Raw genomic sequence first — 22,697 nt, forward strand, 5'->3', positions numbered from 1 at the left:
TTGTCCACTAAACTCGGGCCTCTTTTTAGCGGCCAGGAGACCGTCCATGGACTGTCTGTTCTGCAAGATCGTCGCTGGTGAAATACCGGCGCGCAAGCTTTATGAAGATGATCAGGTGATTGCCTTCCACGATATTGGCCCACAAGCGCCGGTGCATTTCCTGGTCATCCCGAAAAAACATATCCGCACCCTCAATGACCTGAACGAAGCCGATACCGCATTGGCGGGGCACATCCTCATCACGGCCCAGCGCCTAGCCAAAGAGCAAGGCTGCGATGACGGCTTCCGAGTGGTGATGAACTGCAACGAGCTGGGTGGCCAAACCGTCTATCACATTCATATGCACGTACTGGGTCAACGGCAGCTGGCATGGCCGCCGGGTTGAAGCGCCAGTACCTGGCGACGCTGATGCTGCTCGGCCTGTTGAGCAGTGCTCCGGCGCAAGCGCAAACACCAGGCCATGTATTCAGCGACCCTCTAGGCGAAAACAAGCAGGGGCCGTCACTGATTGTGCTGCCGGCCGGGCATTACGTGCTGGGCGATCACAGCGGTCGCGGTAATCATAATGAACGGCCACTGACGCCCATTGAAATCAACCGCCCGTTTGCTATGGGTCGCTACGAGGTCAGCTTTGCCGACTGGCAGCAGTACGCCGCGGCCACCGCCACGCTGATGCCGGATAACGAAGGCTGGGGCTTGTCGGCACAGCGGCCGGTGATCAACGTCTCCTGGTATCAGGCCGTGGCCTACTGCCAGTGGTTATCCAAGGTCACCGGGCAGCGTTATCGACTGCCCACTGAAGCCGAATGGGAATATGCCGCACGTGCGGGAACTGATAGCTATTACTGGTGGGGCGAACAGCTCGACAGCCCGGAAACGCAGCCGCGCGCGCATTGCCGTGGCTGCGCCACCTCACGCCTGATCCAGAATAAGAGCGCGTTCATCGGCCAGTTCAGCGCCAACGTCTTTGGCTTGCACGACACCGCGGGTAATGTCTGGGAATGGACGGCCTCGCGGTTTGCCAGCCCCTTCGACGGTAGCGAGCGAGTCGCTGCAGGGTTACTCGACAACAGCCCGCGGACGGTGCGCGGTGGTGCGTGGAACAGCGGCCCCGGCTACCTGCGCAGTAGCCAGCGCGACATGAAGCAGCCGCAGCATACGAACTACGCCCTGGGGTTTCGCGTGCTGCGCGAGCTGCCTTAAAGATGCGCATCTGCCTTGTTGAGGCGAAGCAACGGCTGCGACGAAACGTCAACAGACCCTCCGTATGGTTTGGAGTAAACTGAGCGCCGTAGTCATCGCCGGAGGTCCCAATGGCCAGCGAACGTCAATTTTCACCTGTTGATCGCCTGTTACTGCAAGCCGATGCCGCGCTGCGCACCCTGCTGCCCTTCAGTGGTCAGCCCACTCGACCGTCACCGGCCATCGTGCAGCCAGAAGCTGAGCTGGATGACGCGCAGACCCAGCATATTGCTGGCCTGATGCGTATCAACCACACCGGTGAGGTGTGCGCCCAGGCGCTGTATCAGGGTCAGGCCCTGACGGCCAAGCTGCCACAGGTGCGCCAGGCCATGGAGCATGCTGCCGATGAAGAAATCGACCATTTGGCGTGGTGCGAACAACGCATCCGTCAACTCGGTAGCCAGCCCAGTATTCTTAACCCGCTGTTCTACGGCCTGTCTTTTGGCGTCGGCGCGGCGGCTGGACTGATCAGTGACAAAGTCAGCCTGGGTTTTGTGGCGGCCACCGAAGATCAAGTGGTCAAACACCTCGACGAGCACCTGCAGCAAATCCCCCAGGACGACCAGAAGTCCCGGGCGATTCTCGAGCAGATGCGCGTTGATGAAGAACAGCATGCCTGCAACGCCCTGGATGCCGGCGGCCTGCGCTTCCCCGCGCCGGTAAAGTTCGGCATGAGCCTGCTGGCCAAGGTGATGACCAGCACCACGTACCGCGTATAACGCTGAATCAGCGGCACAAAAAAGGGCACCTCGGTGCCCTTTTTCTATCACGGCAATCGCGCGACTGCTTATTCAGCCAGCTCGATAATTTCGTAATCATGCGTGATCTCGACGCCACCACGCCCCAGCATGATCGACGCCGAGCAGTACTTCTCAGCTGAGAGCTCGACCGCACGCTTGACCTGCGCCTCTTTCAAGCCACGGCCCTTGACCACAAAATGCAGGTGGATCTTGGTAAACACCTTGGGTTCTTCCGTGGCCCGCTCAGCCTCCAGAAACGCCTCGCAGCTTTCTACCGCCTGGCGCGACTTCTTCAGGATGCTGACGACATCAAAGTTACTGCAGCCGCCCAGACCGATCAGCAACATTTCCATCGGCCGCACACCCAGGTTACGTCCACCGCTCTCAGGCGGACCGTCCATGACCACTGCATGGCCGCTACCCGACTCACCAATAAACAGGGCTTCGCCGGCCCACTGAATCCGCGCTTTCATTGCCCAGGCTCCGCTGTTAAAAAGGAACGCAGCTTAGCACAGCACTTTTGCCAAGCTGTCATGCTCCACTTGCGCTTAAGTTCCGCGCTTAACTGTTAGCCAGGTCGCAAATCCACATCTGTTATAAGGGTGTTTGTTAAGATGGCGCCTGATTACTGGCACACTTGTGCAGATAACTATTATTAGAAACGCCAGCCAAACAACGGCTTACTCTTATAAATTCGGGATTCGGGCATGGTTGCTATTACCCTCACACCTAAAATAAAAAATCTCGACAAGCTTCTCGCGCATTGCCACCGTCGTCGCTACACCGCCAAAAGCACCATCATCTACGCGGGCGATCGCTGCGAAACCCTGTTCTTCATCGTCAAAGGCTCGGTCACTATTCTGATCGAAGACGATGATGGTCGAGAAATGATCATTGCTTACCTCAACTCCGGCGATTTCTTTGGTGAAATGGGCCTGTTTGAAAAGGACGGGGCGGAAAAAGAACGCAGCGCCTGGGTGCGCGCCAAGACTGAGTGCGAAGTCGCGGAGCTGAGCTACGCCAAGTTCCGCGAACTCACCCAGCAAGACCCCGACATTCTGTATGCGCTGGGCAGCCAGATGGCCGAACGCCTACGCAACACCACGCGTAAAGTGGGCGACCTGGCTTTTCTCGATGTCACTGGCCGCGTAGCACGCACCCTCTTGGACCTGTGCAAACAGCCTGATGCCATGACGCACCCTGACGGTATGCAGATCAAGATTACCCGCCAGGAAATCGGCCGTATTGTCGGCTGCTCGCGGGAGATGGTCGGGCGTGTACTCAAGGCCTTGGAAGAGCAAGGGCTGGTCAACGTCAAGGGCAAGACCATGGTGGTCTTCGGCACCCGCTGAGCCTGCAAACGCCAACAAAAAAGCCGACGCATGCGTCGGCTTTTTTGTGGCTTGGTGAATCAGTCCACGTCAGGCGAAGTGACCACCCGCTTGCGCTCAGGGAAGAACAAGCGCTCCAGCTCAACCCCAGGATTGTCTGCGCGCATAAACGCCTCGCCCACCAGGAAGGCATAGACCTCGCTGATCTCCATTAACTCGACATCAGCGCGATTGAGAATACCGCTCTCAGTCACCACCAAGCGGTCACGCGGAATCCGTGGCAGCAAATCAAGGGTGGTCTCCAAGTTGAGCTCGAAGGTGTGCAGGTTACGGTTGTTAATGCCCACCAGCGGCGTATCCAGCGTCTTCAGCGCACGCTCCAACTCATCGCCGTCATGCACTTCCACCAGCACATCCAAATCAAAGGCTTTGGCCGTGGCGGCCAGCTCGGCCATCTGCCCATCTTCCAGGGCTGAAACGATCAGTAGCACGCAATCGGCACCGAGCGCGCGCGCCTCGACGATCTGGTACGGGTCGATCATAAAGTCTTTGCGGATCACCGGCAGTGAACAGGCCGAGCGGGCTTCTTGCAGATAACGATCGGCGCCCTGAAAGAAATCGATATCCGTGAGCACCGACAGACAGGTAGCGCCACCGCTCTGATAACTCTGGGCAAGCTCCGCCGGCACAAAGTGCTCGCGCAGCACGCCCTTGCTCGGCGACGCTTTCTTGATTTCGGCGATCACCGCGGGTTGCTTGCGCTTAGCCTGGGCCATTAAGGCCTGAGCAAAGCCACGCACCGGATCGGCGCTGCGCGCCTGCTGCTCAAGCTCGGCGAGACTGATGATAGCGCGACGGGCGGCCACTTCCTCAGCCTTGCGCGCAAGAATCTTCTCCAGAACAGTTGGAATACTCACCCGGCATTCTCCTCGTTGAATACGGCGGTAAAGGACACCAACTCCTGCAACTTCTCCCAGGCCAACCCTGTGTGCAAAGCATCGTGAGCCAGCGCTACACCTTCTTTCAGGCTAGTCGCCAGATCTGCCGCATACAACGCCGCACCGGCATTCAGCGCGATCATGTCCGCGGCCTTTTGCCCGGCGTCAGTTTTACGCTTGCTCAGCGCGTCACGGATCAGCGCTAACGAAGCCTCCGGGCTTTCCACGGCCAAACCGATCAGGCTCTGGCTCTTTAGGCCGAGGTCTTCCGGCAGCACTTCATACTCGCTGATCACCCCATCCTTCAACTCGGCCACATGGGTCGCAGCCGCCAGGCTGAACTCATCCAGACCGTCGCGCGAGTGCACCACCAAAATATGCTGACTGCCCAGGCGCTTGAGCACCTCGGCCAGTGGTCGGCACAGTGCCTGACTGAATACACCAACCACTTGATGCTTGACTCCAGCCGGGTTGGTCAACGGGCCGAGCATATTAAAGAGGGTGCGCAGCCCCAGCTCACGACGCGGCACGGCGGCGTACTTCATCGCCGAATGGTGCACTTGGGCGAACATAAAGCCGACACCCACGCTGTCGATACAACGCGCCACTTGCTCGGGCGTCAGCTGCAGGTAAATACCTGCGGCCTCAAGTAGATCGGCACTGCCGCTCTTGCCCGACACCGCACGGTTGCCATGCTTGGCCACCTTGCCGCCAGCTGCGGCGACCACAAAGCTTGAAGCCGTCGACACGTTAAAGATATTGGCGCCATCGCCGCCAGTACCCACCACATCCACCACATGGTCGAGGGTCTGCAGGTGCACATGGCTGGCCAACTCACGCATCACCGAGACAGCTCCGACGATCTCGTCGATGGTCTCGCTCTTCATGCGCATGCCCATCAGGAATGCGCCAATCTGCGCATCCGTGCACTGACCGGTCATGATCTCGCGCATCACGTCCTGCATTTCTTCGGTGCTAAGGTCGAGCTGATTGACCACTCGATTGAGGGCTTCCTTGATATTCATCAGCGCAGGCCTCCTTGTTGTTTGAGGAAGTTAGCGAACAGTTCATGGCCCTGCTCGGTGAGAATCGACTCGGGGTGGAATTGCACACCCTCGATATGCAGCGTCTTGTGGCGCAGGCCCATGATTTCATCCACCGAACCGTCTGCGTGCTGAGTCCAGGCCGTCACTTCCAGGCAGTTCGGAAGAGTTTCGCGCTTGACCACCAGCGAGTGGTATCGGGTGACCGTCAGCGGATTGTTTAAGCCTGCAAACACACCCAGATCACGATGAAAGACCGGGCTGGTTTTGCCGTGCATCACCTGGCGTGCGCGCACCACATCGCCGCCAAACGCCTGGCCAATACTCTGGTGGCCGAGGCACACACCGAGAATGGGCAGTTTGCCGGCAAAATGCAGGATGGCCTCGATGGACACCCCCGCCTCGGTCGGAGTGCACGGGCCGGGCGACACCACGATGCGCTCAGGCTGCAGCGCTTCGATCTCAGCAATCGACAGCTCGTCGTTGCGAATCACGTGAACATCGGCACCCAACTCGCCCAGGTACTGCACCACGTTGTAGGTAAAGGAGTCGTAGTTATCAATCATCAGCAGCATGGCGGGACTCCTCAGCGCGTGGACGGTTCAGTGACGGTTTGCTCGGCGAGCGCTACAGCACGGAACATGGCGCGACGCTTGTTCAGCGTTTCCTCCCACTCCAACGCGGGCACTGAGTCGGCCACGATGCCGGCGCCAGCCTGCACATGCAGCTCACCGTTTTTGATCACCGCGGTACGAATGGCGATGGCGGTGTCCATATTGCCGTTCCAGGCCAGGTAACCCACCGCACCGCCGTAGACGCCACGTTTGACCGGCTCCAGCTCATCGATAATTTCCATGGCGCGAATCTTCGGCGCGCCGGACAAGGTGCCGGCCGGCAGAATCGCGCGTAGCGCGTCCATCGCCGTTAAGCCTTCCTTCAACTGGCCGGTAACGTTGGAGACGATATGCATCACGTTAGAATAGCGCTCGATCACCATCTTCTCGGTGAGCTTGACGCTGCCGGTACTGGCCACCCGGCCAACATCGTTGCGACCCAGGTCAATCAGCATCAGGTGCTCGGCGACCTCTTTGGCATCAGAGAGCAGGTCTTCTTCCAAGGCCAGATCGGCTTCTTCGTTCGCGCCACGCGGGCGTGTGCCCGCAATCGGGCGCACGGTGACCAAGCCATCTTCCAGGCGTACCAGTACTTCTGGCGAGCTGCCGACCACATGGAAGTCGCCGAAGTTAAAGAAGTACATATAAGGCGTCGGGTTGATACACCGCAGCGCGCGATACAAATCAATCGGCGCCGCTTTGAAGGGAATCGACATGCGCTGCGAGATCACCACCTGCATGCAGTCGCCAGCGAGGATGTAATCCTTAATCGCCTTAACCGCGTGCTCGTAATCATCGCGTTTGAAACTGGAAACGAAGTCTGGATCAGCAGCTGCAGGCGCTGCCAAGTCAACACCCAAGCGCGGAGTGATCGGCTGACGCAACTTGTGCAGAATTTCCTGCAAACGCGCCTGCCCCTGTTCCAACGCATCGGCATCAGCGGGGTCAACCAGCACAATGGCGTGCATCTTGCCGGCAAGGTTGTCGAACACCACCACGGCATCGGACACCATCAGCAGAATATCCGGGGTGCCCAGAGCATCCGGGTTCACGCCCTTGGCCAGCTTGGGCTCGACATAACGCACGCTGTCATAGCCGAAGTAACCGACCAATCCACCGTTAAAGCGTGGCAGGCCCGGCAGGGTCGGCACCTTGTAGCGATCTTTGAATTGCTCGACAAAGGCCAGAGGGTCTTCGCAGTGATGGTGCTCGACCTCCACGCCATCGACGCTGACCGTTACATCGTGCTCATAGGCACGCAGTACGGTGCGCGCCGGTAGGCCGATAATTGAGTAGCGCCCCCACTTCTCGCCACCCTGCACGGACTCAAGCAAGTAGGTGTTGGCTTCGTCAGCCAGCTTCAGATAGATGGACAGTGGCGTGTCGAAATCCACCAGGGTTTCGCAGGCAACAGGAATACGGTTATAGCCGGCAGCGGCTAAACGCAGGAATTCTTCGCGGGTCATGATCAGCCTCGTGGCTTGAGGTAATTCGGTCGTGTGCAAGCGTGCCGACTGGGCGGCCAAGATCAGGTCAGAGGCGCCAGCGCCAACGGGCCAAAGCCTTGATGATTTTCATATCGGCGCTTGCCGACCAACGCGTGCAGGTAACCACCACGAAACTCTCTTAATTCAGGCGGGATAGGAGTGCGGCCACACTAGCGCAGGGCTAGAGCCGAATCAACCCGCAAGGCCCGGCAAAAGCGCTGACTCGGCCGAGCACAACAAGCCTGCCAAGTTATCCAGCACTTGCGCGGGGTTCTCCTCGGCAATCGGCCGACCATGGTTGTAGCCATAACTCAGCGCCACACACAGCACCCCCGCAGCGCGAGCCGCCAGCACATCGTTGCGTGAGTCGCCAACAAACAGCGCCTGGTCGGCGTCAACCCTCGCCAGCTGCATCACATGCAACAACGCTGCAGGGTCAGGCTTCTGCTGAGGCAGGGTATCGCCACCGATGATCCAGCGGAAATAGCCACCCAAGCCCTTCTCATCCAGTAAGGGCGCGACAAACTGCTCAGGCTTGTTCGTCACTATCGCCAGCTCGACCTGCTGCTCGCGCAACCAGTCCAGGGTTTGCCGCACGCCAGGGTAAACCTGGGTCAGCGTATGGCTTTCGGCGTAGTACTGCATAAACAGCTGCAGCGCCTGCTCAGCGTCCGCGTCATCGATCTCGGCGTGTTCAAGGCTACCCGCCAGGGCGCGGCGCACTAAAACCCGCGCGCCATTACCCACCCAATTACGCACCTGCTCTAAACCCGCCGCTGGCTGCCCCAACACGAGCAAGGTCTTATCAACCGCTGCGGCCAGGTCCGGCACCGAATCGACCAGGGTACCGTCCAGGTCAAACATCACCAGGCGCGGCAACTCACCCTGAAACAGCTCGCGCAGCAGACTCATCCGCGCGCCAGCGCCAGTTCAGCGCGCATGGCGTCGATCACCGCTTTGTAGTCGGGCTGATTGAAGATGGCTGAACCTGCTACAAAGGTGTCGGCACCGGCGGCAGCGATTTCACGGATATTCTGCACATTGACCCCTCCGTCGATTTCCAGGCGAATGTCGCGCCCGGATGCATCGATAAGTGCGCGCGCCTCTTTGAGCTTTTCCAGGGTATGAGGGATGAACTTCTGCCCACCGAAACCGGGGTTAACGCTCATCAACAGGACCATGTCGACCTTGTCCATGACGTGCTTGAGCACATCCAGCGGCGTGGCCGGGTTGAACACCAAGCCGGCCTTGCAGCCACCCTCGCGGATCAGCTGCAGGGAGCGGTCGATATGCTCGGACGCCTCCGGGTGGAACGTGATGTAGCTCGCGCCTGCCTCGATAAAGTCACCGATGATGCGATCCACGGGTTTGACCATCAGGTGTGCATCAATCGGTGCGGTGATGCCGTACTTGCGCAGCGCCGCGCAAACCATCGGGCCAATCGTCAGGTTCGGCACATAGTGGTTGTCCATCACATCGAAGTGCACGATGTCAGCCCCGGCGGCGAGCACCTTGTCCACTTCCTCACCCAGACGAGCGAAGTCAGCGGAAAGGATCGACGGAGCAATGGCGAAGGGTTGCATAACGCACCTCGGGGGTATTCACGGATGGCGCGCATTGTACCAGCCCCATCGCCGGCCTGGTGCGCTCAGCGACACCTGACAAAGCAGGACTGAAAAGGCTAGGCTGGGCGCATACGACACATCCTGGAGAGCCCCATGTTTCTGCGCGCCGCCGCATCTGCTCTGAGCCTGCTGCTATTAACCGGCCCGCTGCATGCCGAAGAGCAGGCCGCCGCAGACACCACCTCAACTGACACCGCGGCCGAAGCAACCGAGCCCGTACGTGCGCCCCTGGCCGAGCGCAGCGAAATGGAAGCGACCGCACTTGCACAGCAGTTGGAACCGCAGGAACAACAGCATCTGCAGGCAGGCGATGAACGCTTTCTCGCGCTTTGGTTACCCGCCAACACCGCAGAATCCAGCGGCGTGGTCATCATCTTGCCGGGCGATGCTGAAACGGCCGACTGGCCGCAAAGTGTTGGCCCTTTACGCCACAAACTGCCCAATGCTGGCTGGCACAGCCTCAGCCTGACCCTGCCCGACCCAAACGGCGATGCACCGCCGCGGCGCAGCCCAGCACCGCAAACGCAAGCCCCGAGTGAAACCCCGGCCGAAGCCGATCCGGCAACGGCGTCAAACGAGGAAGCCAACACACCCGTAGATGCGCCCCGCGCAGATACCCGCGACAACTCGCTCGACAGCGCCGAAACGGCTGCGAGCAAAGCGAAAAGTATCGAAGAGCAGCAGCAAGCCCATGCCGACCGAGTGTTGGCGCGCATCGAATCGGCCATCGGCTTTGCCGAACAACAGCAAGCCAAGACCATCGTCCTGCTTGGGCACGGCAGCGGCGCGTACTGGGCCGCGCGTTACCTGGCCGAACGCAAGCCAGGCAATATTCACAACCTGTTAATGGTCGCCGCAGCGTTGCCGGCCGGCTACACACCGCCACTGGATGAGCTGATCCCGCAACTTCCGCTGGCCACCGGCGACTTTTATTACAAGGACCTGCCCGCCGATCGCACTGCCGCGCTCAAACGCTCGCAAGCCAGCAAGCGGCAAAAGCAGAGCGGCTATACACAGGTCGCAATGAAAGCCCTACCAGGCAATCGCGAAGCCGAGCAGGAACAACTCTACCGGCGTATCCGCGGCTGGCTAACGCTCAAGCTGCAGGTGAAATAGTCCTAACGGAAGCCATGACGCTGACGAATCAGATCATAGGCCTGATGCAACTCACGGGTTCGCTCGGTCGCCTCACGGACACGTTCTGGCGAGGCGTTACTCCCCGCAAGCTTGTCGGGGTGATGGCGACTGAGTAAGCGCCGGTACGCCTGTTTTATGCGCGCAGGCTCGGCATCGGCACTGACATTTAACAGACTCAGTGCACGCTGATAGGCACCACTGGCCGTCGAAGCCAGATGCACCTGCTGAGGCGCATAGGCGTCACTGAACTGCGCCTGAGTGACCGACGACACCTGCAACCACTTGCCCCACAGCATGATCAGTTCACGCTCAGCCTGACCGACCTGACCATCCACCCACGCCATACGCCAGCAAGCACGCAGCAGCATCTCAGCATGTTCATGCTGGCGTCGTAAGGGGCCGCGCAGACTGTCACGTCCGGTCTTGCCCTGGGCGAATGCCGCAACCGCCTGACGCTGACCGTCGCTGCTCAGCCCGAGACGCTGCATTTCTGCCCGCGCCTGCTGAATATGCGCCGGCAGCACACGCCCACCACTTTTCGCCAAACGCCCCAACAAAACAAACAGCAGCCACTCATCACGCGTTTGCGCACGCCCCCCCAAACGCTCACGCAAGGCAGACCAGGATTGCAGGCGCAAACGTCGATCCAGCACCTGCCCCAATAAACCGCCCAGCAGGGCACCCGGAATACTCGCGACTGCCAGCCCGGCAACCGCTCCCAGCAGGGTCGCAGGCCAGAGCATCTTAGTGGCGCGCCTCAAGTAGACGCTCAACTTCCGCCAGCCGCTCATGGGTGCCAACATCCACCCAACAGCCGGCAAATTGCTCACCGCTGACCTGCCCTACCGCCATCGCCGCACGCAGCAAAGGCGCAAGCTTGAAGGCGCCCGGCTGGCAGTTGGCAAACAACGCCGGCGACAGTACCGCCATGCCGCTGTAGGTCAAACTTTCCTGGGCGACCTGCGCATCGCTGACCCGCCCAGCTCGCAGGCAAAAATCACCGCCCGCGTGATGGCCAGGGTTCGCCACCAGCACCAGATGGGCCAACCCCACCATGGGGCGGCGCAGCTCGGCAAAGGGATAGTCGGTGAAAATATCGCCATTGATCAGTGCAAAAGGCTGATCACCCAGCAATGGCAGGGCCTTGAAAATCCCGCCGCCGGTTTCCAGCGGCTCGGCTTCTGCGGAATAGGCGATGCGGACACCGAAGCGCGAACCATCACCCAGATAGTCCTCGATCTGCTGACCGAGCCAGGCGTGATTGATCACCACCTCGGTAAAACCGGCCGCCGCCAGAGCACGCAGGTGATACTCAATCATTGGCACACCTGCCGCGCGCACCAATGGCTTGGGCGTGTGCAGGGTCAATGGGCGCAACCGCTCACCTTTGCCGGCAGCCAGAATCATCGCCTTCATGCCGGCGCCCGCTGCAGACTGACCAACAACTCACCCAGCTCAGCCAACTCCGGCCGGCGCGCCAATACCGCTTCTATATAAGAGAAGAAGCGCGGCACGTCCCCCAGGTACTTGGGCTTGCCATCGCGGTGGCAAATGCGCGCGAAGATGCCAATCACCTTGAGATGACGCTGAACCCCCATCAAATCGCTGGCGCGCAAAAAGTCTTCCAGCAACGGTTGCACCGGCACACCCGCCTCACGCGCCTGCAGCCAATATTGCTCCAGCCAATTGTGTACGCGCGCCTCGGGCCAGCTGAGGAACGCATCCTTGAACAAACAGGTGATGTCATACGTTACCGGGCCGTAGACCGCATCCTGAAAATCCAGCACGCCGGGATTCGGCTCACTGAGCATCAAGTTGCGCGGCATATAGTCGCGATGCACCAACACCTTGGGCTGCGCCAAGGCGCTGTCGATTAACAGCTGACTCACACGCTGCCAAGCCGCCTGCTGCGCCGGCGTGAACTCAACCTCAAGATGCCGCTGCACATACCACTCGGGGAATAGCTGCAGCTCGCGACGCAGCAGCGCGTCGTCGTAGCTGGGCAATGGCGTGGTCATCGGCAGCTGCTGAAACGCCAGCAATGCCTGCATCGCATCGGCAAACAAGGCATCCGCATTGTCTTCATTAATGACATCCAGGTAGGTCTGCCGGCCTAAATCGTTGAGCAAGAGGAACCCACGCTCAAGATCAGCCGCAAGAATCTGCGGCACGTTGAGGTGGGCCTCAGCCAGCAACTGCGCGACCGTGACGAACGGCCGGCAATCCTCCAACGGCGGCGGCGCGTCCATCACGATCAGTGTCCGTGCACCACCTTGCCAACGGAAATAACGGCGAAAACTGGCATCGCTACTCGCAGGCGTCAGCGTGGCAGCGGGTACGGCGCCCCAGCCCTGCTCAGCAAAAAGCGCTGGCAGCAGCGGCTCCAGCCAGTTTTCGAGGAGTTTTAGGCGTACATCTTCATCAGGCATTACAAGGTCTCCGACGGCGCTAGCCGTTGCGCGGGTCATGCTTTATTATCCAGCATCTTTTCAAGCCCATCGAGAGGCGTGCGGCCTCAGGGCCATTGGCGCGCAGGAAGCCCGGATAAAATAAGATGGCAGTAAAATACCCCGCGTTTCGTAAAAAATTCCCACTCTTGGTTACTAGCAGCCTCCTGGCGCTTCAACCCGTGGCCATTCCATTTGCCGTTGCTGCCGAACAGTACGATTGCCAGGTTTCCGCCAGCGGCGGCTGGGCATGCGCCCCGAAAGCCAGCAATGCTGCCCTGCCAGCCCGGCCAGTACAACGTGATTCGCTCGCCAGTAGCAAGGCCGCCGACGGCACAGCCGAACCCGCCCAAGCTAAAGCGGCGCAAGCAACACTGGTTACCGAAAGCCGCGGCAAGGTTCTGGCATCACGTAGCGCTGACTACAGCCACCTCGATTGGGTGCCGCGTGAAAACCTCAGCGCCGCCCAGCTGGCTGAAACCGGCCCTTACTGCGCAGGCGCTTATGTCGAGCCGATTCGGCCGGGCATGAATGACCAAACGCCGATGAATGAAGCGCCGATGTTCCTCTCGGCCAAAGCGTCGCGCTATGAGCAGGAAGAACAGGTCGCCACCCTCGCGGGCGACGTGGTGCTGCGCCAGGCCGGCATGCAGGTAGAAGCAGATGAAGCCAACCTGCGCCAGACAGAAAACCGCGGCGAACTGATCGGCAACGTGCGCCTGCGTGATCAGGGCATGCTGGTGGTCGGTGATCGCGCCGAGTTGCAACTGGACAACGGCGAAGCCAAAGTCGATAACGCCGAATATGTCCTGCACAAGAGCCATATCCGCGGTAATGCGCTCTACGCCAAGCGCGAAGAAAGCGCGATTATCCGCCTCAAAGACGGCACCTATACCAGCTGCGAGCCCGGCAGCAACGCCTGGCACTTAAAGGGTAATAACATCACCCTGAACCCGGCCACCGGCTTCGGTACCGCGACTAACGTGACCCTGCGGGTGAAGAATATTCCGGTGTTCTACACACCGTATATTTACTTCCCAATTGATGACCGTCGTCAGTCCGGCTTCCTGCCGCCGAGCATCGGCAGCTCAAGTGATAACGGCCTGACCTTACAAACGCCTTACTACTTCAACTTGGCACCTAACTACGACGCCACGTTGTACCCAACCTATATGGCTGATCGTGGCTTGCTGATGGAAGGCGAATTCCGCTACCTCACCAAGAACAGCGAAGGTCAAGTCGGCGGCGCCTTCCTGCAAGACAGCAATGACGACCGCAAACTGCAGTCCGACGCGGAAGACCAACGCTGGATGTACAGCTGGCAGCACAAGCAGGGGCTCAACGATCGCCTGCTGGCAGAAGTCGACTACACCGACATCAGTGACCCTTACTACTTCCAGGACCTGAGTACAGACCTGGGCATTGGCTTCAGCAGTTACGTCGACCAACGCGGCACCCTGACTTATCGCGGTGAAGGCTATACCGCACGGCTGAACGCTCACGCTTACGAGCTGGCCAACATCACCGACATCACCCCCTATAACCGCCTGCCGCAACTGACTCTGGATGGCGTACTGCCATTTAAACCTGCCGGGGTTAACTTCAGCTATGGCACAGAATACGTGCGCTTCGATCGCGACCTGCGCAAAGGCAACTTTATAGATGAAGACGGCGGTCCGCTTAACGCCGATGGCACAGTTGGTACACCTTGGTACGACACCAACCTGCAAGGTCTAGCGCGTGCCAACGGCGAGCGCTTACATGTTGAACCAGGTATTAGCCTGCCGTTGAACTGGAGCTGGGGCTATATCAAGCCACAGGTCAAATACCTGCAGACCCAATACAATTTGAGCCTGGACTCTCAGGGCAAAGCTGATATTGCCAACGCTCAGGTAGGGAGCTTCCTTGCAGAGCAAAACTACAAGAGCAACCAGAACCGTGGCGTAGGCATGTTCAGCTTGGACAGCGGCCTGTACTTCGACCGCAACACTCAGCTGTTCGGCACCCAGTTCCGCCAAACACTGGAGCCGCGCGCCTTCTACCTCTATGTACCGGAAGAAGACCAAACCGATATCCCGGTTTTCGACACGGGTGAAAGTACCTTTAGCTATTCCTCGCTGTGGCGTGAAAACCGCTTCTCCGGCAAGGACCGCATCGGCGATGAGAACAAGCTGTCGCTGGGCATCACCAGCCGCTTGATTGAGAGCAACGGTTTTGAACGCCAGCGTTTCAGCATTGGCCAGGCCTTCTACTTTGAAGACCGCCAGGTACAGCTGCCAGGCATTGACTACCGTACTCGCGCTGACGCAACAGCCTCGGTATCGCCTTATGCGCTTGAATACCTGTATCGCTTTAACCGCGACTGGCGCTTCTCGTCGGATTTCAACTGGGATCCAGACAGCCACAGCACCCGCTCCGGCAGCGCGATGTTCCACTACCAGCCAGAAGACAACCCGAACAAGGTGGTTAACGCCGGTTATCGCTACCGTAATGACACCGTGCGCTTTGACGAATCCAGTGGCAACTGGGTAGTCGGCGGCGGAGACTACGGCACAGTTGGCTCACCCGAATACATCAAGGACTACTACAAGATCAGTCAGCATGACTTCTCGGTTATCTGGCCGATCGTGCCACAGTGGAACGTGATCTCCCGTTGGCAGTATGACTACGGCCGCGACCGCACCCTGGAAGCCTTTGCCGGCTTCGAGTACGACAGCTGCTGCTGGAAACTGCGACTGATCAACCGCTACTGGATCGACTACGACGAAGTCAGCCTGAACCCGTCGCTAAACGACCAGGCTGACCGCGGCATCTTCCTGCAGATCGTTCTCAAAGGTCTGGGCGGTGTAGTCGGCAATAAAGTGGAGTCTTTCCTCGACCAAGGCATTCAAGGTTATCGTGAACGTGAAGATCAAGCTTTCTGATTGCGTGCGCCCGCTGCTGTTGGGCGCGCTGTTTCTGGGTACTGCAGCACAGGCTGAAGTACAACCACTCAACCGCGTTGTAGCGATTGTCGATAACGATGTCGTCATGCAAAGCCAACTCGATTCACGCCTGCGTGAAGTGCAGCAGACCATCGCCCAACGCGGTGCCTCTGTGCCGCCCGCAAGCGTACTCAGCCAGCAGGTGCTGGAGCGCCTGATCATCGAGAACATCCAGTTGCAGATCGGTGAACGCTCAGGCATTCGCATTACTGACGAAGAGCTGAACCAGGCCATCGGCACCATTGCCCAGCGCAACGGCATGAGCATCGAGCAGTTCCGCGCCGCCTTGGCGAAAGATGGCCTGTCCTACACCGATGCCCGTGACCAAGTGCGCCGCGAGATGATCATCAGCCGCGTGCGCCAACGCCGCGTGGCAGAGCGCATCCAAGTGACCGATCAGGAAGTGCAGAACTTCCTCGCATCCGATCTGGGCAAGATGCAGCTGTCGGAAGAGTTCCGCCTGGCCAACATCCTGATCCCTGTGACCGAAGGCGCCTCGCCTGAGGAGATTCAGGCCGCTGAGCGTAAAGCCCGCGACCTGTATCAACAGCTGCAACAGGGTGCCGACTTCGCCCAGCTAGCTATTGCCAACTCGGCCAGTGAAACCGCGCTGGAAGGCGGCGAAATGGGCTGGCGTAAGGCAGGTCAACTGCCTCCACCGTTTGACGCCATGCTGAGCGCCTTGCCGGTTGGCCAAGCGACTGAGCCGATGCGCACCCCCGGCGGCTTTATCATGATCAAACTGCTGGAAAAACGTGGCGGCGACAGCCAGGTGCGTGATGAAGTCAATGTGCGTCACATCCTGATCAAGCCTAGCGAGATCCGCAGTGAAGCCGAGACTAAGCGCTTGGTCGAGCGCCTGCATCAGCGCATTCTGGCCGGTGAAGATTTTGCCGAACTGGCGAAGAACTTCTCTGAAGACCCAGGCTCAGCGCTAAACGGCGGCACATTGAGCTGGATCGACCCGAGCGTCTTGGTGCCCGAGTTCCGCGAGGTGATGAACAACACGCCCGCTGGCGAATTATCCAAGCCCTTCAAGAGCCCTTACGGCTGGCACGTACTCGAAGTCATGGGCCGCCGCGCCACTGACAGCAGCGCCGAGTTCCGTGAGCAGCAAGCCCTGACCGTGCTGCGTAACCGTAAGTACGATGAAGAGCTACAAGCCTGGTTGCGCCAGATCCGTGACGAAGCCTACGTCGAGATCAAACTCTGACCAGCTAGGCCCACGCCACGCTGACGGACGCTACAGATCAAGCCCGGCTTATGCACACGCATCGCCGGGCTTTTTCATGCTGATCGATTACCGCAGCGCTACCCTAAACTGACGCACCAACCGAGTTGGCGCATAACTGAGAGCCCGCCGATGACTGCCGCCCGACTTTTTGCCCTCACCCCCGGTGAACCAGCCGGTATTGGTCCCGACCTGTGCCTGCTGCTCGCCAGAGAAGCGCAGCCGCATGCGCTGATAGCCATCGCCAGCCTGGACTTGCTGGCCGAACGCGCCCGGCTGCTGGGGGTGAAGATTCAACTGATCAGCGTCGGCCCTGAATCCTGGCCGAGCCAGGCTGCCCCAGCCGGTAGCCTGTATGTCTGGAACACCCCGCTGGCCGCCCCTGTCGAGCTGGGCCAGCTGAACACAAGCAATGCGCACTATGTGCTGGAGACGCTCACCCGCGCCGGACAAGGCTGCCTCGACGGGCACTTTGCCGGGATGATTACTGCCCCCGTACACAAAGGCGTGATCAACGAAGCCGGGATTGCCTTCTCTGGCCATACCGAGTTTCTTGCCGAGCTGACCCACACCGAGCAAGTGGTGATGATGCTCGCGACCCACGGCCTGCGCGTGGCGCTGGTGACCACCCACCTGCCGCTCAAGGATGTGGCGGAGGCCATCACCGCAGACCGTCTGAGCAGGGTCACACGCATCCTCAATCACGACCTGCGCACGAAATTCGGCATCGCTAAGCCGCGCATCCTGGTGTGCGGCCTCAATCCGCATGCCGGCGAAGGCGGCCATCTGGGCCGTGAAGAGATCGAGGTCATCGAGCCCGCGCTGCAACAGCTGCGCAACGAAGGCATCAACCTGATCGGCCCGCTGCCGGCGGACACCCTGTTCACCCCCAAACACCTGGAGCATTGCGACGCGGTGCTGGCCATGTACCACGACCAAGGCCTGCCCGTGCTCAAGTACAAAGGCTTTGGCGCAGCGGTAAACGTCACCCTTGGCCTGCCGATCATCCGCACCTCGGTCGACCACGGCACCGCGCTGGACCTAGCCGGCAGCGGCAAGATCGACAGTGGCAGCCTACAGGTCGCCCTGCAAACCGCTTACGCAATGGCCGAAAGCCAGGTGGCAAGCTGCTGAGCACGACGCCAAGCACAGGCGTGCGCCGCCAATGCTGTTAAACTGCCGGGCTTTCTACTCGCGTTACATTCGCTTCAAGCCCCTGGGTTGAAGCCTGGAGCTGCTGCATGTCCGAATACCAACACCGCGCGCGCAAGCGTTTTGGCCAGAACTTCCTGCATGACGCTGGGGTTATTCACCGCATCCTGCGCGCCATCCATGCCCGCGAAGGCGAGCACATGCTGGAGATCGGCCCGGGCCAAGGCGCGCTAACAGAAGGCCTGCTCAACAGCGGCGCGCAGCTCGACGTGATTGAACTCGACCGCGACCTGGTGCCTATCCTCCAACACCAGTTCGGCAGCAACCCGCGCTTCCGCCTGAACCAGGGCGACGCCCTCAAATTTGATTTCAACCAATTGCAGGCGGCGCCACACAGCCTGCGCGTGGTCGGCAACCTGCCGTACAACATCTCCACTCCGCTAATCTTCCACCTGTTGAACAACGCCGCGCTGATTCGCGACATGCACTTTATGCTGCAAAAGGAAGTGGTCGAGCGTCTGGCGGCAACGCCGGGTGGTGGCGACTGGGGCCGCCTGTCGATCATGGTGCAGTACCACTGCCGCGTGGAGCACCTGTTTAACGTCGGCCCTGGCGCGTTCAACCCGCCGCCCAAAGTCGACTCGGCTATTGTCCGCTTGGTGCCGCACGAAGTGCTGCCACACCCTGCCAAGGATCATCGTCTGCTCGAGCGCGTGGTCCGCGAGGCCTTTAACCAGCGCCGCAAAACCCTGCGCAACACCCTTAAAGCCTTGCTAACCGCCGATGACATCGAAGCCGCAGGCGTGGATGGCAGCTTGCGCCCGGAGCAACTGGACCTGGCCGCATTTGTCCGTTTGGCGGACAAGCTGGCCGAACAACCTGCCGCGACTGACAGCGACTAAACTGGCTTTCTGCCTACCGAGCTAATGACCCATGAGCGATTCGCGCTACCACATCGACGTCAGCGTCGTGACCCGCTACCTGCCAGAGCAATCGCAGCCGGAGCAGAGTCGCTTTGCCTTCGCCTACACCGTAACAGTGAGCAACACCGGAGAAATCCCGGCCAAACTGCTCTCGCGGCACTGGGTGATTACCGATGGCGATGGCCGTGTGCAGGAGGTGCGTGGCGCCGGTGTTGTTGGCCAGCAACCGCTGATCGAGCCGGGAGCTAGCCACACTTATAGCAGCGGCACGGTGATGACCACCCGAGTCGGCATCATGCAGGGCAGCTATCAAATGCTCGCCGAAGACGGCAAACGCTTTGAGGCGACAATTGCGCCCTTCCGCCTGGCGGTGCCGGGTTCGCTGCACTAATGGCCACCTACGCCGTCGGCGACCTGCAAGGTTGCCTGAAACCGCTACAGTGCCTGCTTGAGCGTGTGGCCTTTGACCCAGCACAAGACAAGCTATGGCTGGTCGGCGACCTGGTCAACCGTGGCCCTGAATCCCTGGCGACGCTGCGTTTTCTCTACAACATGCGTGACGCGCTGACCTGCGTGCTGGGTAATCACGACCTGCACCTACTGGCGGTTGCGCACAATATTGAGCGGCTGAAAAAAGGTGACACCCTGCGCGAGATTATTGATGCGCCGGATGCCGCCGACTTGCTCGACTGGCTGCGTCGGCAAAAACTGCTACATTACGACGAGGCTCGCGACACCGCGCTGGTGCATGCCGGCATCCCGCCACAATGGACCATGAGCAAAGCCCTAAAACGTGCCGCCGAGGTCGAGGAAGTCCTGCGCGATGATGCACGCCTGCCGCTGTTTCTCGACGGCATGTACGGCAATGAACCGGCCAAGTGGGAGAGCGACCTGCACGGCGTGCCCCGTCTGCGGGTGATCACCAATTACTTTACGCGCATGCGTTTCTGCAAAGCCGATGGCACCCTCGACCTGAAAAGCAAGGAAGGCGTCGGCAGCGCCCCACCTGGTTATGCCCCCTGGTTCAGCTACAAACAGCGCAAAACCCGTGGCCAACGGATCATCTTCGGTCACTGGGCAGCGCTCGAGGGGCAATCCTCGGAGCCCGACGTGATTGCCCTGGACACCGGCTGTGTATGGGGCGCCAGCATGACCCTGATGAATATCGATAGTGGCGAGAAATACAGCTGCGACTGTAAGGAGCAAGCATGAGCGAATTTAAACGCATCCCCCCCGAGCAGGCTCAGGCCTTACGCCAACAGGGCGCCGTGGTGGTCGACATCCGTGACCCGCAGAGCTTCGCCGCCGGCCACATCAGTGGCGCGCAACACCTCGACAACCACTCACTGCACGGCTTTATTACGCAGGCTGATCTCGATGCGCCACTGATCGTCGCCTGCTATCACGGCAACTCCAGCCAGAGTGCGGCGGCCTACCTAGTCGGCCAGGGCTTTAGTGATGTCTACAGCCTCGATGGCGGTTTCGAGCTGTGGCGCGCCACCTTCCCCGACCAGACGGCACAATCACCCGAAGAATAATTTTTTAAGCGCCAGGCCGCACCAGCAGCGGCCTGCCGACCACTCCCGACCAACGGTAATATCCTGTTATCGTTGCGCGCCCCTTGCCCCTGCCGATTCCGAACTATCCTTTAGCTCAGGCCATCCAAAACAAGGTAGAGCCGGCCAAACGGCATCGGGCCATCGGTATGACTTTTAGGTGATCTGGGGGGATTTATCCCGGCTGCATCCGCACCGGGGGCGACCCAGCATCTGACCGACCCCGCACCGGCTCTGCGCATCGAGCGAGGTGAAGTCATGAGCATTTTCAGCCACTTCCAACAACGTTTCGAAGCGACTCGCCAGGAGGAACTCTCCCTCCAGGAGTACCTCGAACTGTGCAAGCAAGATCGTAGCGCCTATGCCTCAGCAGCCGAGCGCCTGCTGCTGGCCATTGGCGAACCTGAACTGCTCGACACCTCAACCGATCCACGGCTGTCGCGCATCTTCTCCAACAAGGTGATCCGCCGCTATCCGGCCTTTGCCGACTTCCACGGGATGGAAGAGTGCATCGACCAGATCGTCTCCTACTTCCGCCATGCCGCTCAGGGCCTGGAAGAGAAGAAACAGATTCTCTATTTGCTTGGCCCGGTGGGCGGCGGTAAATCGTCCCTGGCAGAAAAGCTCAAGCACCTGATCGAAAAAGTGCCGTTCTACGCAATCAAGGGCTCGCCCGTATTCGAGTCGCCACTTGGCCTGTTCAGTGACGCCGAAGATGGCGGGATTCTCGAGGAGGATTACGGCATTCCGCGGCGCTACCTGGGCAGCATCATGTCGCCCTGGGCAACTAAACGCCTGCAGGAGTTCGGCGGCGATATCAGCCAGTTCCGCGTGGTCAAACTCTACCCTTCGATCCTCAACCAGATCGCCGTGGCCAAGACCGAGCCAGGCGACGAGAACAACCAGGACATCTCCGCCCTAGTCGGCAAGGTGGATATCCGCAAGCTGGAAGAGTTTCCGCAGAACGATGCCGACGCCTACAGCTACTCAGGCGCACTGTGCCGGGCCAACCAGGGCCTGATGGAGTTCGTCGAGATGTTCAAGGCGCCGATCAAGGTGCTGCACCCACTGCTCACTGCGACTCAGGAAGGCAACTACAACAGTACTGAAGGCCTCGGCGCGATTCCTTACAGCGGCATTCTGCTGGCGCACTCCAACGAATCGGAATGGCACAGCTTCCGTAATAACAAAAACAACGAGGCGTTCATCGACCGCATCTACATTGTCAAAGTGCCGTACTGCCTGCGCGTGACTGACGAGATCAAAATCTATGACAAATTGCTGTTCAACAGCTCTCTGGCCAATGCCCACTGTGCGCCGGATACGCTGAAGATGCTCGCGCAGTTCACCGTACTCAGCCGCCTGAAAGAGCCGGAAAACTCCAACGTCTACTCGAAAATGCGCGTGTATGACGGTGAGAACCTCAAAGACACCGACCCCAAAGCCAAGTCGATTCAGGAGTACCGCGACACCGCCGGCGTCGACGAGGGCATGAACGGCCTGTCGACCCGCTTTGCCTTCAAAATTCTCTCCAAGGTATTTAACTTCGACCCCCACGAGATCGCCGCCAATCCGGTGCATCTGCTCTACGTGCTGGAGCAGCAGATCGAGCAGGAACAGTTCCCGGCAGAAACCCGCGAGCGCTACCTGCGCTTTATCAAGGAATACCTGGCGCCGCGTTACATCGAATTTATCGGCAAGGAAATCCAGACCGCTTACCTGGAGTCTTACAGCGAGTACGGGCAGAACATCTTCGACCGCTACGTGCTGTACGCCGACTTCTGGATTCAGGACCAGGAATACCGCGACCCGGAAACCGGCGAAATCCTCAACCGCGTGGCCCTCAACGAAGAACTGGAGAAGATCGAAAAACCTGCAGGCATCAGCAACCCCAAGGACTTCCGCAACGAGATCGTCAACTTCGTATTGCGCGCCCGCGCCAACAACAATGGCAAGAATCCGACCTGGCTCAGCTACGAGAAACTGCGCGTGGTGATCGAGAAGAAGATGTTCTCCAACACCGAAGACCTGCTGCCGGTCATCAGCTTCAACGCCAAGGCGAGCAAGGAGGACCAACAGAAACACAACGACTTCGTCACTCGCATGGTCGAGCGCGGCTACACCGACAAGCAGGTGCGCCTGCTGTCTGAGTGGTATCTACGGGTTCGTAAATCGCAATAAAACGGCCTGACGCTTCAGCTGCCGGCGCTGCAGAGCACGCAACTATATGGTTCTGCAACGACGGCA

General features: G+C 59.6%; 23 protein-coding genes. 13 read left to right on the plus strand and 10 right to left on the minus strand.

What is annotated here, in order from left to right; translation table 11 throughout:
* Positions 1–46 precede the first annotated feature (46 nt).
* From N1078_RS15355 to coq7, 3 genes are all read left to right on the plus strand, one after another.
* Complete coding sequence (locus N1078_RS15355; protein ID WP_274089031.1) at positions 47–385, plus strand: histidine triad nucleotide-binding protein; 339 nt, start codon at positions 47–49, stop codon at positions 383–385.
* Positions 370–1,203, plus strand: a complete 834-nt coding sequence (locus tag N1078_RS15360; protein WP_274089032.1) for a formylglycine-generating enzyme family protein — start codon at positions 370–372, stop codon at positions 1,201–1,203. The genes N1078_RS15355 and N1078_RS15360 overlap by 16 nt, the downstream gene beginning before the upstream one ends.
* Before the next feature lie 110 nt (positions 1,204–1,313).
* On the plus strand, positions 1,314–1,961 hold the full coding sequence (gene coq7 / locus N1078_RS15365; protein WP_274089033.1) for a 2-polyprenyl-3-methyl-6-methoxy-1,4-benzoquinone monooxygenase: 648 nt from the start codon (positions 1,314–1,316) through the stop codon (positions 1,959–1,961).
* 68 nt (positions 1,962–2,029) lie between these two features.
* Here the strand turns inward: coq7 and N1078_RS15370 are convergent, their stop codons facing one another.
* Positions 2,030–2,455 carry an OsmC family protein gene (locus N1078_RS15370; RefSeq protein ID WP_090243951.1) on the minus strand — a complete coding sequence of 142 codons (426 nt, stop codon included), beginning with the start codon at positions 2,453–2,455 and terminating at the stop codon, positions 2,030–2,032.
* A 234-nt stretch (positions 2,456–2,689) separates the two neighbouring features.
* Between N1078_RS15370 and crp the strand changes: the two genes are divergently transcribed.
* Positions 2,690–3,334 (plus strand): cAMP-activated global transcriptional regulator CRP, encoded by a 645-nt coding sequence (gene crp, locus N1078_RS15375; protein WP_090256093.1) that lies wholly within the window; start codon positions 2,690–2,692, stop codon positions 3,332–3,334.
* Positions 3,335–3,393: 59 nt separating this feature from the next.
* Here crp and trpC read toward each other — a convergent pair whose 3' ends face one another.
* The 6 genes from trpC to rpe all read right to left on the minus strand — a co-directional run bounded on the left by trpC (position 3,394) and on the right by rpe (position 8,978).
* Positions 3,394–4,230, minus strand: a complete 837-nt coding sequence (trpC, locus tag N1078_RS15380) for an indole-3-glycerol phosphate synthase TrpC (RefSeq protein ID WP_274089034.1) — start codon at positions 4,228–4,230, stop codon at positions 3,394–3,396.
* Positions 4,227–5,276: an anthranilate phosphoribosyltransferase gene (trpD, locus tag N1078_RS15385; protein ID WP_274089035.1), complete on the minus strand. Its 1,050-nt coding sequence runs from the start codon at positions 5,274–5,276 to the stop codon at positions 4,227–4,229. The genes trpC and trpD overlap by 4 nt, the downstream gene beginning before the upstream one ends.
* Positions 5,276–5,869 (minus strand): aminodeoxychorismate/anthranilate synthase component II, encoded by a 594-nt coding sequence (locus N1078_RS15390; RefSeq protein ID WP_274089036.1) that lies wholly within the window; start codon positions 5,867–5,869, stop codon positions 5,276–5,278. Before N1078_RS15390 ends, trpD begins: the two co-directional genes overlap by 1 nt.
* Before the next feature lie 11 nt (positions 5,870–5,880).
* Positions 5,881–7,374, minus strand: a complete 1,494-nt coding sequence (gene trpE, locus N1078_RS15395) for an anthranilate synthase component I (protein WP_274089037.1) — start codon at positions 7,372–7,374, stop codon at positions 5,881–5,883.
* Between the two features lie 213 nt (positions 7,375–7,587).
* A complete protein-coding gene (locus N1078_RS15400) occupies positions 7,588–8,307 on the minus strand; it encodes a phosphoglycolate phosphatase (RefSeq protein ID WP_274089038.1) in 720 nt (239 codons plus the stop codon).
* Positions 8,304–8,978, minus strand: a complete 675-nt coding sequence (gene rpe / locus N1078_RS15405) for a ribulose-phosphate 3-epimerase (protein ID WP_274089039.1) — start codon at positions 8,976–8,978, stop codon at positions 8,304–8,306. Before rpe ends, N1078_RS15400 begins: the two co-directional genes overlap by 4 nt.
* Before the next feature lie 135 nt (positions 8,979–9,113).
* On the opposite strand from rpe, the gene N1078_RS15410 reads away from it, so the two are divergent.
* Positions 9,114–10,136 carry an alpha/beta hydrolase family protein gene (locus N1078_RS15410; RefSeq protein ID WP_274089040.1) on the plus strand — a complete coding sequence of 341 codons (1,023 nt, stop codon included), beginning with the start codon at positions 9,114–9,116 and terminating at the stop codon, positions 10,134–10,136.
* 2 nt (positions 10,137–10,138) lie between these two features.
* Here N1078_RS15410 and N1078_RS15415 read toward each other — a convergent pair whose 3' ends face one another.
* From N1078_RS15415 to N1078_RS15425, 3 genes are read right to left on the minus strand one after another with little or no spacing between them, the layout of a single operon-like run.
* Positions 10,139–10,900: a DnaJ domain-containing protein gene (locus N1078_RS15415; protein ID WP_274089041.1), complete on the minus strand. Its 762-nt coding sequence runs from the start codon at positions 10,898–10,900 to the stop codon at positions 10,139–10,141.
* A 1-nt stretch (position 10,901) separates the two neighbouring features.
* Positions 10,902–11,573 (minus strand): N-acetylmuramate alpha-1-phosphate uridylyltransferase MurU, encoded by a 672-nt coding sequence (gene murU, locus N1078_RS15420; protein ID WP_274089042.1) that lies wholly within the window; start codon positions 11,571–11,573, stop codon positions 10,902–10,904.
* Positions 11,570–12,586, minus strand: a complete 1,017-nt coding sequence (locus tag N1078_RS15425; RefSeq protein WP_274089043.1) for an aminoglycoside phosphotransferase family protein — start codon at positions 12,584–12,586, stop codon at positions 11,570–11,572. Before N1078_RS15425 ends, murU begins: the two co-directional genes overlap by 4 nt.
* Before the next feature lie 125 nt (positions 12,587–12,711).
* On the opposite strand from N1078_RS15425, the gene lptD reads away from it, so the two are divergent.
* The 8 genes from lptD to N1078_RS15465 all read left to right on the plus strand — a co-directional run bounded on the left by lptD (position 12,712) and on the right by N1078_RS15465 (position 22,631).
* Complete coding sequence (gene lptD, locus N1078_RS15430) at positions 12,712–15,528, plus strand: LPS-assembly protein LptD (protein WP_274089044.1); 2,817 nt, start codon at positions 12,712–12,714, stop codon at positions 15,526–15,528.
* On the plus strand, positions 15,509–16,801 hold the full coding sequence (locus N1078_RS15435; protein ID WP_274089045.1) for a peptidylprolyl isomerase: 1,293 nt from the start codon (positions 15,509–15,511) through the stop codon (positions 16,799–16,801). The genes lptD and N1078_RS15435 overlap by 20 nt, the downstream gene beginning before the upstream one ends.
* A gap of 150 nt (positions 16,802–16,951) precedes the next feature.
* Positions 16,952–17,953 carry a 4-hydroxythreonine-4-phosphate dehydrogenase PdxA gene (gene pdxA, locus N1078_RS15440; protein ID WP_274089046.1) on the plus strand — a complete coding sequence of 334 codons (1,002 nt, stop codon included), beginning with the start codon at positions 16,952–16,954 and terminating at the stop codon, positions 17,951–17,953.
* Between the two features lie 107 nt (positions 17,954–18,060).
* Entirely contained in the window at positions 18,061–18,873 is an 813-nt protein-coding gene (gene rsmA, locus N1078_RS15445) for a 16S rRNA (adenine(1518)-N(6)/adenine(1519)-N(6))-dimethyltransferase RsmA (RefSeq protein WP_274089047.1), read from the plus strand.
* 31 nt (positions 18,874–18,904) lie between these two features.
* Positions 18,905–19,285, plus strand: a complete 381-nt coding sequence (apaG, locus tag N1078_RS15450) for a Co2+/Mg2+ efflux protein ApaG (protein ID WP_274089048.1) — start codon at positions 18,905–18,907, stop codon at positions 19,283–19,285.
* Positions 19,285–20,106, plus strand: coding sequence for a symmetrical bis(5'-nucleosyl)-tetraphosphatase (locus N1078_RS15455; protein WP_274089049.1), 822 nt, complete (start codon positions 19,285–19,287; stop codon positions 20,104–20,106). The genes apaG and N1078_RS15455 overlap by 1 nt, the downstream gene beginning before the upstream one ends.
* A complete protein-coding gene (gene glpE, locus N1078_RS15460; protein WP_274089050.1) occupies positions 20,103–20,432 on the plus strand; it encodes a thiosulfate sulfurtransferase GlpE in 330 nt (109 codons plus the stop codon). Before N1078_RS15455 ends, glpE begins: the two co-directional genes overlap by 4 nt.
* 276 nt (positions 20,433–20,708) lie before the next feature.
* A complete protein-coding gene (locus N1078_RS15465) occupies positions 20,709–22,631 on the plus strand; it encodes a PrkA family serine protein kinase (protein ID WP_274089051.1) in 1,923 nt (640 codons plus the stop codon).
* Positions 22,632–22,697 lie beyond the last annotated feature (66 nt).

Origin of the sequence: Pseudomonas sp. MIL19 (assembly GCF_028680365.1) — a bacterium.
Taxonomy (GTDB): domain Bacteria; phylum Pseudomonadota; class Gammaproteobacteria; order Pseudomonadales; family Pseudomonadaceae; genus Aquipseudomonas; species Aquipseudomonas spirodelae.

Bases quoted from the DNA above. Each gene is read 5' to 3' on its own strand.
- N1078_RS15355 (WP_274089031.1), top strand. From the start codon at position 47: ATGGACTGTCTGTTCTGCAAGATCGTCGCTGGTGAAATACCGGCGCGC.
- N1078_RS15360 (WP_274089032.1), top strand. From the start codon at position 370: ATGGCCGCCGGGTTGAAGCGCCAGTACCTGGCGACGCTGATGCTGCTC.
- coq7 (WP_274089033.1), top strand. From the start codon at position 1,314: ATGGCCAGCGAACGTCAATTTTCACCTGTTGATCGCCTGTTACTGCAA.
- N1078_RS15370 (WP_090243951.1), bottom strand. From the start codon at position 2,455: ATGAAAGCGCGGATTCAGTGGGCCGGCGAAGCCCTGTTTATTGGTGAG.
- crp (WP_090256093.1), top strand. From the start codon at position 2,690: ATGGTTGCTATTACCCTCACACCTAAAATAAAAAATCTCGACAAGCTT.
- trpD (WP_274089035.1), bottom strand. From the start codon at position 5,276: ATGAATATCAAGGAAGCCCTCAATCGAGTGGTCAATCAGCTCGACCTT.
- N1078_RS15390 (WP_274089036.1), bottom strand. From the start codon at position 5,869: ATGCTGCTGATGATTGATAACTACGACTCCTTTACCTACAACGTGGTG.
- trpE (WP_274089037.1), bottom strand. From the start codon at position 7,374: ATGACCCGCGAAGAATTCCTGCGTTTAGCCGCTGCCGGCTATAACCGT.
- N1078_RS15400 (WP_274089038.1), bottom strand. From the start codon at position 8,307: ATGAGTCTGCTGCGCGAGCTGTTTCAGGGTGAGTTGCCGCGCCTGGTG.
- rpe (WP_274089039.1), bottom strand. From the start codon at position 8,978: ATGCAACCCTTCGCCATTGCTCCGTCGATCCTTTCCGCTGACTTCGCT.
- N1078_RS15410 (WP_274089040.1), top strand. From the start codon at position 9,114: ATGTTTCTGCGCGCCGCCGCATCTGCTCTGAGCCTGCTGCTATTAACC.
- N1078_RS15415 (WP_274089041.1), bottom strand. From the start codon at position 10,900: ATGCTCTGGCCTGCGACCCTGCTGGGAGCGGTTGCCGGGCTGGCAGTC.
- murU (WP_274089042.1), bottom strand. From the start codon at position 11,573: ATGAAGGCGATGATTCTGGCTGCCGGCAAAGGTGAGCGGTTGCGCCCA.
- N1078_RS15425 (WP_274089043.1), bottom strand. From the start codon at position 12,586: ATGCCTGATGAAGATGTACGCCTAAAACTCCTCGAAAACTGGCTGGAG.
- lptD (WP_274089044.1), top strand. From the start codon at position 12,712: ATGGCAGTAAAATACCCCGCGTTTCGTAAAAAATTCCCACTCTTGGTT.
- pdxA (WP_274089046.1), top strand. From the start codon at position 16,952: ATGACTGCCGCCCGACTTTTTGCCCTCACCCCCGGTGAACCAGCCGGT.
- rsmA (WP_274089047.1), top strand. From the start codon at position 18,061: ATGTCCGAATACCAACACCGCGCGCGCAAGCGTTTTGGCCAGAACTTC.
- apaG (WP_274089048.1), top strand. From the start codon at position 18,905: ATGAGCGATTCGCGCTACCACATCGACGTCAGCGTCGTGACCCGCTAC.
- N1078_RS15455 (WP_274089049.1), top strand. From the start codon at position 19,285: ATGGCCACCTACGCCGTCGGCGACCTGCAAGGTTGCCTGAAACCGCTA.
- glpE (WP_274089050.1), top strand. From the start codon at position 20,103: ATGAGCGAATTTAAACGCATCCCCCCCGAGCAGGCTCAGGCCTTACGC.
- N1078_RS15465 (WP_274089051.1), top strand. From the start codon at position 20,709: ATGAGCATTTTCAGCCACTTCCAACAACGTTTCGAAGCGACTCGCCAG.